Here is a 12723-nt window from a genome sequence, read left to right on the forward strand (position 1 = left end):
AATAAAATACCAATAACTAATGCAAACCATCTTGTTTTTTTAAACCAAAATCCAATAGCCAAAAAGTATTCAATTAATGTACTTGCAATGGCTAAAACAAAAACAGGTACTGGTATGTCTAATAAGTGATAATAGCCATCGCTAAAATCTACACGAAAGTTTCTATAGGTTTTTGACATTTCGATTAAAAGATCACCACTTAAATACTCATATGTTGTTTTGGCTATAGCATTAACACCGTATAATAACGTAAGTTGAATTTGAATAAGTCTAATAGGCCAAATCGGGCTTATATTAGAAATCAAAAATTCTTTTTTATTTAAGTGCCAGACGGGTAATGATTTTATGAAACCAAAACATAATAAAACACATAAAATAACTTGTTTGCTTTTTCGTCCTTGTATTAAGAAATCGTGTGGTAGTAAGATAATGAACAATAGAATTGCTATAATTTGAGGTCTAATACCAATAGCAAATAATAGTATGAGTAGGTATATTAGGCCATAGTAATAGTCGCTAAACATGTACTTACATAAAATCGGGAATTCTGTAAGAGGATAAATAGGTGTTAATCCTTTTTGAGAAAACATAAAGGTAATCATCAACGCAACTAATATCCTAAAAACGCTGATACTCTTCGGATTTACAGGTGCAAATAAAAATGATTGATTGTTATTCATTTTTGAGATTAAAGTTTTCAATATATGCTGTTGCCTTTATGTCTTTATGTCTATGTTTTTTTTGTAGCATTGGATCGATACTATGATACACACGAAGCATAGATGACAAAATTATGAGAACAACTAAACTGCAACAAAAAATGTAAGTGTCTAACTTTTTATTAAACAAATAAATTCTCTCTGGTTGCTTATCTAACATATTTTAATATTTATTAAGTAGAATCTCTTAAATTCAGAACACGTTCTAAAAGCGTAGGATGCGAATAATGCATAAATACATAAGCTTTGTGAGGAGTCAGATTACTCAAACTATTTTTAGATAATTTCTTTAAAGACGAAATTAAAGGTTCTGCAATATACGTGTTTTTGGCGTAATCATCTGCTTGGTATTCAAAAACGCGTGAAACGTGATTCATTACTAAACCTGTGATTTCAGAAATAGGTGAGTAGAGTAATCCAAATGCAATTAAGCCAACGTGAAAACTTGGTATTTCTACTCCGATAGCATTAGATAGTAATGGGTTAGAAATAAAAATAGATAAGATATAAAGTGTTAAGCCTGTCAGTAGGATGGAGGTTACGAGATTAAAAACGATGTGTTTCTTTTTATAATGACCAACCTCGTGCGCTAAAACAGCAACAATTTCTTCGTCGTTTAAATCATTAACGAGTGTATCGTAAAGTGTAACGCGTTTTTCATTTCCAAATCCCGAGAAATAAGCATTAGCTTTTGTGCTTCGTTTTGAGCCATCTATAATGAAGATTTTATTCAAACTAAAGCCAACAGATTTCGCATACTCAGAGATTTTATTGCGTAACTCGCCGTCTTCTAAAGGGGTTTGTTTATTAAATAACGGGACAATAAGTTTAGAATAAAACATATTCATAAACACAGTAAAGACCGTAACAATTCCCCAAGCATAAAGCCAAAATTGATTTCCAGTAAGTTGATAAAACCAGATAATTAGTGAAATTATTCCGCCTCCTATAATGGCCATCATTATAAGTCCTTTTAACTTATCTAAAATGAATAATCTTTTAGTCGTTTTATTAAACCCGAACTTTTCTTCGATAACAAAGGTTTTGTAATAGGCAAAAGGAGTGCTAATAATATCGCTCGCCATCATTATAATTCCGAAGAAAATAAGAGCGATAATAATAGGTTTGTCAGCATAACTTCTTGCAATAGTGTCTACATATTCAAAACCATCTAATAATAGAAATGCCAAAGTGAGTAGTAATGAAAACAAGGATGACCAAATGGCAAACTTATAATTTGTGGCTTTATAGTCTTGTGATTTTTTATACGCATCAGTATCGTAAACATCTTTTAGCGCTTCAGGAATTGGGTCGTTGTAATGTTTAGCATTTATGCTATCAAGGATTTTATCTTTGATAAAGTTGATTATAATGATTGCTATGATGATGTAGAATAGGGTTTGTGCTGTCATGTTTTATTTTTAGTTTGTTCTCGATACAATTTTCTCATTATCTAAAGGTATTATTGCTAAAAGCAGTATTAGAGAAAATCACTCGAACTGAAGTCATTTAGTTATTAAAATTTCGTTGTCGTTTCACTTCAAAAATAAGGATTCCTGCTGCAACAGATACATTCATAGAATCTATAATTCCTTGCATTGGTATACTTATATTTTGTGTTGCATTATCTCGCCATTCATTAGTTAAGCCAGTAGCTTCTGTACCAACAACAATAGCAGTTGGTAATGTGTAATCTTGTATGTGGTAAGGCTCAGATTCTTGTAAAATTGCAGAGAAGATATTAAAGTTATATTTTTTTAAAAATGAAATAGCATCTTTTGAACTTGCCATTGCAATTTCGGTAGTAAATACAGAACCTACACTAGAGCGGATTATATTAGGATTATATAAATCTGACTTTGGATTAGCAATAATAACAGCATCTACATTTGCTGCGTCAGCAGTTCGTAACAAAGCCCCAATATTCCCTGGTTTTTCTGGAGCTTCAGCAACTAAAATTAACGGATTTTTAGATTCTAATTTTAAATTTTCTAGATTGTGTAGTTTCGTTTTTACAACTGCAATAACACCTTCGGTTGTATCTCTATGTGCTAATTTTTGAAACACCTCTTTAGATATTTCTATGATTTCAATATCGTATTTAGACATGGCGTTTGCTTCACTTTCTGAAAACAAATCAGAAAAAAACAATAAACTTTCAATTTTATAACCACCTTTTATAGCTAGAGAAAGTTCACGCTTACCTTCTATTAAAAATAAACCTGTTTTTTTACGTTGTCTAGATTTTTCTTTCAACTGATATAGCTGTTTAATTAACGAATTGTTAATGCTGTTTATCAATTTTGCCATTTGGTTTATATATATTTTGAAATGGTAAAAATACGCGATAATGTTAAAAAAAATCTTTTAGGTAGTAATTCTTCTATTTTTTCCTCAACACTATTATTATCCCAAGCTCCTCCACCTTCTGGTTTGTCTGGTATTTATGTCTGTGACGAAAGCATAGAAAGCTTTGCTGTTATAGATTTACCACAGCTACTACTAGTTATAATTGCTTTGGATCGGTTGCAACGAACTACACCAATATTTGTTTTTTTTAAATGAAATAGATTAAATAAACAACGTTAATCAGATTGTTAACCCAGAAATATTTGTATTGACCTCAGATAGTTTAACAATATATATAAGGTCACAAAACCTAGATGCTGCCGAAGCTATTTTTGTAAGAATAGAAGATGGACTTAGTTTAAAATTAGAAATTTATGATGTTCATGCAAAAGTGGTCTATTTCTCATGGAAATTTAACTCTAGTACAATTCATATTAAGACTTTAGAATTAGCCACTGGACTCTATTTTGTACAACTTACAAATGATGAAGCTTCAGTAATACGGAAACTCATAGTTAATTAAACAGATTATAAAAAGCTTCAGAAAAATATCTGAAGTTTTTTTTGTAATGCTTAGTATTTAATTTCGTCCAAATATTAACTAAAATCATATCATGAAAAAATCAGCATATTTAGTTCTATTGATACTTTTAATTACAGCTTGTAAAAACGAATATAAAGCTGAATCTACAGTAATAGAAACAGTTAAAAAAGCCGATATTACAACTAGCATTTATCCGGTATCTATAACTAAAGTATTTAATGCTCATGGCGGAATAGATATTTGGAATAAAATGCAAACTTTATCCTTTACTATGGTAAATCCTAATGGTAAAGAAGTAACTACAACCAACCTGAAAACAAGAGCTGAGTTAATAGATACTCCAACTTACACAATGGGTTATAACGGAAGTGAGTTATGGGTAAACGAAAAAGATGATAATGAATACAAAGGCAATGCTAAGTTTTATAAAGGTTTGATGATGTACTTTTATACTATGCCTCTTATTGTTGGTGATGAAGGTGTTATCTATAAAGATACAGAACCACTAGTTTTTGAAGGTAAAACATATCCTGGTATTTTAATTTCTTATGAAGCAGGTGTAGGAGCATCATCAGACGATCAGTACATTATCTATTACGATCCTGAAAGTGGACAGATGCAATGGTTAGGCTATACTGTGACATTTGGTAAAGATAAAAAAAGTAAAGACTTCCATTTTATACGATATAATAATTGGCAAACAGTTAATGGATTAGTCTTACCAAAAAGTATGGATTGGTACACTTATGAGAATAATGTGCCTGTTAAAAAAAGAAATAGAATTGAGTTTACAAATATTTCAGTTTCTGAAAAAGCTCCAGACGCAAGGCTGTTTTTAATACCAGAAGGTGCTAAAGTTGTAGAGTAAACATATTAGATTAAGAATTATTAACGTCATTATAAAGGGCGGAGTTATCATATAATTATATTATAAAAAATATAAAGATTGCTTCACTACGTTTATGATGACGTTAAATTTTTTAGATTATTTTTTTTTACAGAATATTGGTGAAGTTTCTAAATTGCTAATATCTTCATTAAGTTTTAATTTGATGAACTTAGTTAAATCTGAACTACAAAAATAGTAGTTAATACCTTTCTGAGATTGTTCAGCATTAGTGTTGCCTCCTATAATACCAAAGTCTTTAAACGTATCGTAAGTCTCTTGTGTAAATGCGTAGCCTGAATCCCACCAATAAAATAGTTTTTTATCTTTAATAATATAACGCGATGGTAGGGTTGTGCTAATAGTTCCAATTTTAGATGTAATGTCTTCGCTAAGACTTAATGAATTTACTCTAATACTTATGTTGATTAAACTTTGATGTGGCAAGTTATTAATTAATCTATAATCATCTTTATTTACATCACCTTTTACATAGTGCAATACATCTTGTTTAGTTAAGCCAAATACTTTGTTATCTTTATATAAATCACTAGTCTCGAAAAAATCTGTAATTGTACTTTCAATTGCAGAGTCACTTCCGTTAGACGATTTTATATCTTGTTTTTGAGAACTACAGCTTAGTTGAAAAACTAAAGCTGTTATGAGTATAAGTGGTGTTGTAATTTTCATATTTTCAATTTAAGCAAAAAGCGAGTTAATTAGCTTGCTTTTTTATTCTATATGTTTTTCTTTTTTCAAAAGCTTTACTGAAGTTCGAAATATGTAACGTTTTTTAATTCTAACAAGAGTTTCATATTTGTTTCTTGACGAATCCATAATTATGATTTTTATCAAAAATTGTTCTTCTTATTTAATAGCATTATGAGTGTATTGTTGCCCTTTAAATTTATCTTCTTATAATAAATCAATTTTACAAACTTCATAACCTTGCTTTTTGAAAAACTTACATACATAATAATAAAGAGCATCATATTTATCTAACTGCCATTTTGTATTATCATTGTTTAATTTAAATAAATAAACTGCAAATAAGATAATTATTGAAATGTAAATTACACTTTCAAGTATATCCATTTAATGTAAATTAAGTTTAATAAAAAAGCGAACCTCTCAGTTCGCTTTTTTCTTTTAGTCTTGTTGACTATATTTTTCAGAATACCGTTTCCAAAGTTTAGTTTGATGCGTTTCTAAACTTAATGTTCTACCATCAATAAATGCTTTGGATACAATATTAGTTCGCATATCTAAAGCATCTCCTTCACTAATAAATAGTGTAGCGCTTTTGCCTACTTCTAAAGTGCCATACATATCATCAATACCCATTATTTTTGCTGGGTTTTGAGTGATTAATTGTAATGCTTGTTCTTTAGTTAGACCATGTGCAACTGTTGTCCCAGCATAAAAAGGCAGGTTACGAGAATTCATACGTTCCATTTGTCCGCTTGGTTCTAAAGAAACTAATACACCAGCATCAACTAGTAATTTTGCTTGTTTAAATGTGTAATCGTAATCATCATCTTCTAATTCTGGTCTTGAGTGCACGCGTCTCAAAAATACAGATACGTTATTCTGCTTTAAAAAGTTAGCAACATTAGCTGCTTGATAACCACCAACAATAGTAATTTTTGAAACACTTTGAGATTTTGCGAAATTTACAGCATCAGTGATACTTTTTTCATCATCTACATTAATGTACAAATGCTTTGAGTCATCAAACAGACCAGCTAAACCTTCAAAAGGTAAATGACGTTCACCTTTAGTGCCCTTATTGTAACTTTTAGATTCATTAAAGTAATCGGTTAATTCTTTAATCTGTTTAGCGTAATCTTTGTTTGGCTTTAAGCCAGGATTTTCTCCTAACCACCAACGTCCTCTGCTAAAACTACTTGGCCAATTTACATGAATTCCATTATCCATTTTAATAGCTGCATCTTCCCAGTTCCAAGCGTCATACTGTACAACAGAAGATGTGCCAGTAATACGTCCACCACGAGGTACTACTTGCCCAAGTAAAACACCATTAGGTCTCATAGATTCTATAATCTTAGATTCCGTGTTATAAGCAATAATACTTCGTATGTGTGGATTAAAAGTTCCCATTTCAGAAAGATCACTAGATGCTTTAACAGCATCAACCTCTACCAATCCAAGTGTGCCATTAGAAACTATAAACCCTGGATAGACATGTTTGCCTTTAGCATCTATAATATCCATCGCTTGTTTTGTGAGTGGAGTAGAAGCCTCTGGCCCAATGGTTTTTATTTTACCGTTACTAACTACAATAACACTATTTTCGATAGTAGTTCCATTCCCAATATGAGCAGTTGCTCCAACAATAGCAAAATCTTTAGTTTGCTTTGGAGCTGGTGTTTGTTGTGCAAAACTTAAAGAGATACACAACATAAATACTAAGATATTTACTTTATTTATTTTTTTCATGTTTAAATCGTTTAGTTGTGTTAATCCATAGAATCGCAATGCAACAATACTTTTTCTTTTTTCTTTACGGGTTGCGTTTTTAAGCCCTTGTTTTTATCTTGAAGCATAAGATTTGTCAATTCATTTTTTTCTTTCTTAATCGATTCACGCATTTGCTTATCTTTTTCTAAATCGAAATAAGTAACACCTTCAATTATCGTTTTTTCTGCTTTAGCATAAATTGATAATGGATGATCTGTCCATACTACAATATCAGCATCTTTGCCAACCTTGAGGCTACCAACACGATCATCTAGATGTAATAACTTCGCAGGGTTTAAAGTCACAAATTTCCAAGCATCTTCTTCGCTAACACCACCATATTTAACAGATTTAGCTGCTTCTTGGTTTAAACGACGCGACATTTCAGCATCATCACTATTAATAGCTACAACAACGCCTGCATTATGCATAATCGCTGCATTGTATGGAATCGCATCATTAACTTCATACTTGTAAGCCCACCAGTCACTGAAGGTAGATCCTCCAACACCATGTGCTTTCATTTTGTCTGCTACTTTATAACCTTCAAGGATATGTGTAAACGTGTTAATTTTAAAGTCAAATTTCTCGGCAACTTTCATCAACATATTAATTTCACTTTGTACATAAGAGTGACAAGAAATGAAACGTTCTTTGTTTATGATTTCGGCAAGTACTTCCATCTCAGTATCCTTACGATATGGCTTTCCGCTTTTCTTTGCTTCATCATACGCTTTTGCTCTACTGAAATAATCCATAAACACTTGCTCAACTCCCATACGTGATTGTGGGAAACGTGCATTAAATTGACTACGCGATTGTTTTACGTTTTCACCTAAAGCAAACTTTATAAACTTTGGAGAGTTATCATATATTAAGTCTTCAGCAGGTTCTCCCCATTTTAGTTTAATGATTGCAGAACGTCCACCAATAGGATTTGCAGAGCCATGAAGTATTTGAATCGATGTAACTCCACCAGCAAGATTGCGGTAAATATCGACGTCTTCATCATCAAGTACATCTTCTATAGTAACTTCTGCAGACGAATTTTGTCCACCTTCATTAATAGAAGCGGCTGCAAGATGCGAATGTTCATCTATAATACCTGCAGTAATGTGTTTACCTGTGGCATCAATAACTTTGGCATTTCCTGCTGAAAGGTTTTTGCCAATTTTAGAAATTTTGCCATTCTTAATCAGTATGTCAGTATTTTCTAAAATACCATCACTTTCATTGGTCCAAATTGTAGCGTTTTTAAAAAGTAAAGTTTCGATCTTTGGCTTCTCTGTAAAACCATAAGCTATATTAGGATACGTAATAGGACTCATATAAGGTTCCTTAGACTCTTCCTCTTCTTTCTTTTTATCTGCACTTTTCTCTGCATCTTCTTTTTTCGCTTTATTAGCATAAAAAGATAAATCATTGCCATTTGGTAGTGTCGCTTTACCATTAAGGCTACTTCCATTAGCAGCATTGGCAACAACTCTTATATATTCTTTTTTAGTACTGTCAGCTGTTTTAAAAGTAAGATTTACCCAATCATCAGTATAACTCATTTTAGTGCCTAAGCTTTTCTCACCACTTTCTAATTTTGCACTTGGCTTACTTGTACTTCCAGAAATCGATAGTTTATAATCATTACCAGCTAACTTAAAATTGTAGTCACCATCAATGTCTCTAATGTTCATATCTGCAAGAACATGAGGAACTCCTTGTACCCAGTTTTCGTACAGTTTGGTTTTCTTTTCAAAAATGTCTCCATTTGTGATTAAGAAGTTAGCGTAGCTTCCTGTTTTTAAAGTACCTAAAACATCAGATTTACCTAATAAACCTGCAGGAATTGTAGTTAATGCCTCTAAAGCTTTTTGTTTTGAAAGTCCACTTTCAATAGCTTTTATTAAATTAGATGAAAACGATTTTTTAGATTTTAAACCATGTGTCGTTAAAGCGAATGTTATTCCGTTTTCTTCTAATAACCTTGGGTTGTGAGGTTCTTGATTCCAAGAACGCATATCACTTAGAGAGAGTGTTCTTGCTAAGAAGGCATTATCAACATCATAAGCCAATTGAAAATTAATTGGAAGAATAATAGTTGCGTTAGTCGCTTTAACTTCACTTATACGTTCATACTCATCTCCACCACCAACAATAGTATATTGAATATTAAATGCATCACCAACTTTATCGGCACGCATTAAATTTGCTCTACTACCAGCTTCAAAAATTTGAGGTAAATCGGTGTTACCATTTAGAGCTTCTAAAGCTAAATCTTTGGTATCTACATTTCCGCCAGCATACCATTTAGCATCATCATACATTTGTCTGAGTAATGCCATACTTCCCATAATTGAAGACGGATACGACTGACGTGATGTTACACTTTTACTAAATGATAAATGTTGTGTTGTTTCTCCATCAACCACACGCATAGAATTATCAGCATTGTTATTTAATGCAATTAAAGCACCAGTACCTCTAACAATACCATCTGGCATATGTGTGTTTACGACACCGAATCCTAGTTTGTGCATTTCTGTTGCGGATTTAGCATCATATTTAAAACTAGCCATGACATCTTGCTCTGGCATAATGTGATCATTCCAATAAAAACCACTTCTACCTGGTCCGTATTGTGGTCCACTGCCACCACGTTTAGGTTTTTTTACACCAAAAGTGGTGTACATGTCAATAAAAGAAGGATAGATGGATTTACCAGATAAATCAATAGAAGTGGTATTCTTAGGAATACTCACAGATTTACCAACACTAACAACTTTACCTTCTTTAATTAGAAGGGTGCCGTTTTCTATAACTTCGGTTGGTGAAACATGGATCGTAGCATTTGTAAATGCTGTGTAATTTTTGTTATTCGCTATAACACCAGAATTACTTGGAAAGTAATCTTGTGCAAATAACGAAAAACTGCACATTAGCATGAGCAGCCGTAAGTGAAATTTTATCATAAAATTGCTTGGGTTAATTGAATTTTAAAGATAGGTATTAATGCTAAAATTTTAATTTAATTTGAAAATTTTAACGTTTTATAAATCTCGACTTTCATAATAATTAACCAAAAGTGCCACCACATAGCTGTAGCTTTTCATTCCTGCAGATTGATTATTCGCTTTGAGGAAGTTATCAAATGTTTTTTCAAAAATAGGTTCTAGAGGGTTTTCGTAAGCCATCCAAAAGGTTTGTACATCTTGATAGTTCTTAAGAATACCTTTATTTACCGTTAGCAATATGCTTTTATAAAATTCTGGATCTCTCTTGTATATTTCTGCTAAGCAATAACGTAAAGCAAAGGTGTAGCCCGAGTATTTGAAGTAAATATCTTCATTATGAATTGCAGCTAAGCTCCCAATAAAATTAGCTTCATTTTCCGCTGCATAACCTAATTGATGCGCTGCTTCATGAGATGCTGTAGTTGGAAATTTATAGGTAAGAATTAATCTGCTGACTTGAGCTTCATTAGTAAAAGGATTTAAATAACCAGAAAAACCCATATATACCAAAGGTGTACTATAAATAGATGTTTTTAAACTCGTAGGTTCATAGTTAAGGTGAGGATAGATTTTTGAAAGCGCGTCATATCCGTTCTTAACATTATCAAATATTTCTGCTCTAGTGTATGGTAATTCAATTTTTAAAGAATCATTAGTAGCTAATTTAGTATGAATTGTATTCGCTTTTTTTATAAGCTTTTCCGTAAATGCTATAAGTTCTTCTGTAGTGTATTCTGGGTCTAGATTTAAAGATTTGTAAAGTGGCTGTCTGTAATAATTAAATGCCCAAAGGATATGAAACGCAAAATAGGCAATAGATAATGCTGCAAAAATATCGAGTAACCAATTTATAGTATCCTTAATAATACGCTTTCTATTTACAATAAACCACCTTATAATATATATGCTTGCTATTGTGTATAGCACATCTCCACCAGAAAAAGGAAGCCAGCCAAAAACGTAGCGCATTAGTTTAGATAAGAAAACATAAAGGCCATTACTGTAAAATTGCTCAACAAATTCAGGGTAATTTTTTAATATTGAAATCAATAGAATTTGAATTCCCAGAAAAATAACAAAGCGAAATTTTTTGATGATGCGCATGTTTCAAAAATAAGGAAAAGTTAGTATTGCTGTGTAGTTTTTATTTGAGAGACATGAATTTATAAAGAGATTCTTAAACAAGTTAAGAATGACAAAAAAGAGTTGTCCATATTTCGTAAATTTGCAATTCAATAAAAAACAGACATATGAGTTCAGAAATAAGAGCCTTAGAACCAAAAGCACTTTGGAATAAATTCGCAGATTTAAACGCTGTACCACGACCTTCTAAAAAAGAAGAACGTGTTATAAAATTCATGAAAGACTTTGGTAAAAGCTTAGGTTTAGAAACTATTGAAGATGAGGTTGGAAATGTAATTATTAGTAAGCTAGCAACTAAAGGTATGGAAGATAGAAAGCCAATTGTAATGCAATCGCATTTAGATATGGTACATCAAAAAAACAATGATACAGTTTTCGATTTTTTTACACAAGGTATTGAAATGCATGTCGAAGGCGATTGGGTAAAAGCAAAAGGAACAACACTTGGAGCTGATAATGGTTTAGGTGTAGCAACAATAATGGCTATTTTAGAAAGTGATACTATTTTACATCCTGCATTAGAAGCTTTATTTACCATAGATGAAGAAACTGGAATGACTGGTGCGATGGGATTAAAAGGTGGCGTATTAAAAGGCGACATACTTTTGAATTTAGATACAGAAGAAGATGATGAAATAGGAGTAGGTTGCGCTGGTGGAGTAGATGTTACTGCAACACGTGAGTATGCGGAAGAAGAAACTCCAGAATTTAAAATAGGTTATACAATTACTGTAAAAGGGTTACAGGGTGGCCATTCGGGCATGCAAATACATGAAGGTTTAGGAAACGCAAATAAAATTATGAACCGCCTATTATTTGATGGTTTTGAAAATTTCGGATTACGTATTTCAGAAATTGATGGTGGTAGTTTACGTAATGCTATTCCGAGAGAAAGTAATGCTAATGTTTGTATAGATGATATCCATAAAGATGCTTTTGAATTTGAAATGAAACAGTTTTCTGAAACTATTAAAACAGAGTTCAAAACTATGGAGCCTGATTTAGAAATTGTTGTTTCTAAAACCCATACTCCAGAAAAAATTATGGATTTAGGTGTACAAGAAGGTATTACTAGAGCATTATATGCTGCTTGTAATGGTGTGTATCGTATGAGTCCGGATATTGAGGGCTTAGTAGAAACTTCTAATAATATAGCTCGCGTTATCGTAAAAGATGGTGCGATTAAAGTTGGCTGTTTAACACGTAGTTCGGTTGAGAGTACTAAACTAGATTTGGCCAATACATTACGTGCTACTTTTGAGTTAACAGGTTGTGAGGTTGAACTATCTGGCGATTATCCTGGTTGGGCACCAAATATGGATTCGGCAATATTAAAAGTATTAGTTCCAATATACGAACGTTTAAATAACGGAGAGAAGCCACACGTAGCAGCTTGCCATGCAGGTTTAGAATGTGGTATTTTAGGTCAGAATTATCCAGATATGGATATGATTAGTTTTGGACCAAATATTAAAGGAGCACATTCCCCAGATGAGCGTGCGCAGATTTCTTCTGCTCAGAAGTATTGGAAATTTGTATTAGAGATATTAGAAAATATTCCTAAGGCATAAATAACAATATATAAACAAAAAAAAG

The 12723-nt window shown here is 32.1% G+C and carries 11 protein-coding genes; 4 read left to right on the forward strand and 7 right to left on the reverse strand.

The genetic code is table 11. The annotated features are described in order from the left end of the window. From B2U95_RS02905 to B2U95_RS02915, 3 genes are all read right to left on the reverse strand, one after another. A partial coding sequence (locus B2U95_RS02905; RefSeq protein ID WP_296312596.1) for a hypothetical protein occupies positions 1 to 680 on the reverse strand: 680 nt, incomplete at its 3' end. Between the two features lie 212 nt (positions 681 to 892). Next, positions 893 to 2131 (reverse strand): M48 family metallopeptidase, encoded by a 1239-nt coding sequence (locus B2U95_RS02910; protein ID WP_296312598.1) that lies wholly within the window; start codon positions 2129 to 2131, stop codon positions 893 to 895. A gap of 97 nt (positions 2132 to 2228) precedes the next feature. Further along, complete coding sequence (locus tag B2U95_RS02915; protein WP_296312601.1) at positions 2229 to 3029, reverse strand: TrmH family RNA methyltransferase; 801 nt, start codon at positions 3027 to 3029, stop codon at positions 2229 to 2231. 21 nt (positions 3030 to 3050) lie between these two features. Between B2U95_RS02915 and B2U95_RS02920 the strand changes: the two genes are divergently transcribed. The 3 genes from B2U95_RS02920 (at position 3051) to B2U95_RS02930 (ending at position 4480) form a co-directional block, all read left to right on the forward strand. Next, a complete protein-coding gene (locus B2U95_RS02920; protein ID WP_296312603.1) occupies positions 3051 to 3284 on the forward strand; it encodes a hypothetical protein in 234 nt (77 codons plus the stop codon). Between the two features lie 52 nt (positions 3285 to 3336). Continuing rightward, complete coding sequence (locus B2U95_RS02925) at positions 3337 to 3591, forward strand: T9SS type A sorting domain-containing protein (protein ID WP_296312606.1); 255 nt, start codon at positions 3337 to 3339, stop codon at positions 3589 to 3591. Between the two features lie 91 nt (positions 3592 to 3682). Then, a complete protein-coding gene (locus B2U95_RS02930; RefSeq protein ID WP_296312609.1) occupies positions 3683 to 4480 on the forward strand; it encodes a DUF6503 family protein in 798 nt (265 codons plus the stop codon). A 117-nt stretch (positions 4481 to 4597) separates the two neighbouring features. On the opposite strand, the gene B2U95_RS02935 is transcribed toward B2U95_RS02930, so the two are convergent. The 4 genes from B2U95_RS02935 to B2U95_RS02950 all read right to left on the reverse strand — a co-directional run bounded on the left by B2U95_RS02935 (position 4598) and on the right by B2U95_RS02950 (position 11034). Continuing rightward, entirely contained in the window at positions 4598 to 5188 is a 591-nt protein-coding gene (locus B2U95_RS02935) for a hypothetical protein (protein ID WP_296312612.1), read from the reverse strand. Between the two features lie 459 nt (positions 5189 to 5647). Beyond that, a complete protein-coding gene (locus tag B2U95_RS02940) occupies positions 5648 to 6958 on the reverse strand; it encodes an amidohydrolase family protein (protein WP_296312615.1) in 1311 nt (436 codons plus the stop codon). A 20-nt stretch (positions 6959 to 6978) separates the two neighbouring features. After that, entirely contained in the window at positions 6979 to 9942 is a 2964-nt protein-coding gene (locus B2U95_RS02945; protein ID WP_296312617.1) for an amidohydrolase family protein, read from the reverse strand. 78 nt (positions 9943 to 10020) lie between these two features. Beyond that, a complete protein-coding gene (locus B2U95_RS02950; protein ID WP_296312618.1) occupies positions 10021 to 11034 on the reverse strand; it encodes a DUF3810 domain-containing protein in 1014 nt (337 codons plus the stop codon). Positions 11035 to 11234: 200 nt separating this feature from the next. Between B2U95_RS02950 and B2U95_RS02955 the strand changes: the two genes are divergently transcribed. Beyond that, positions 11235 to 12698: an aminoacyl-histidine dipeptidase gene (locus B2U95_RS02955; RefSeq protein WP_296312620.1), complete on the forward strand. Its 1464-nt coding sequence runs from the start codon at positions 11235 to 11237 to the stop codon at positions 12696 to 12698. Positions 12699 to 12723 lie beyond the last annotated feature (25 nt).

It is taken from the genome of Winogradskyella sp. UBA3174 (genome assembly GCF_002364335.1).
GTDB lineage: Bacteria > Bacteroidota > Bacteroidia > Flavobacteriales > Flavobacteriaceae > Winogradskyella.

Excerpts from the sequence above, each read along its gene's own strand:
- B2U95_RS02920 (WP_296312603.1), top strand. The coding sequence starts at position 3,051 with ATGGTAAAAATACGCGATAATGTTAAAAAAAATCTTTTAGGTAGTAAT.
- B2U95_RS02915 (WP_296312601.1), bottom strand. The coding sequence starts at position 3,029 with ATGGCAAAATTGATAAACAGCATTAACAATTCGTTAATTAAACAGCTA.
- B2U95_RS02910 (WP_296312598.1), bottom strand. The coding sequence starts at position 2,131 with ATGACAGCACAAACCCTATTCTACATCATCATAGCAATCATTATAATC.
- B2U95_RS02930 (WP_296312609.1), top strand. The coding sequence starts at position 3,683 with ATGAAAAAATCAGCATATTTAGTTCTATTGATACTTTTAATTACAGCT.
- B2U95_RS02955 (WP_296312620.1), top strand. The coding sequence starts at position 11,235 with ATGAGTTCAGAAATAAGAGCCTTAGAACCAAAAGCACTTTGGAATAAA.
- B2U95_RS02935 (WP_296312612.1), bottom strand. The coding sequence starts at position 5,188 with ATGAAAATTACAACACCACTTATACTCATAACAGCTTTAGTTTTTCAA.
- B2U95_RS02945 (WP_296312617.1), bottom strand. The coding sequence starts at position 9,942 with ATGATAAAATTTCACTTACGGCTGCTCATGCTAATGTGCAGTTTTTCG.
- B2U95_RS02940 (WP_296312615.1), bottom strand. The coding sequence starts at position 6,958 with ATGAAAAAAATAAATAAAGTAAATATCTTAGTATTTATGTTGTGTATC.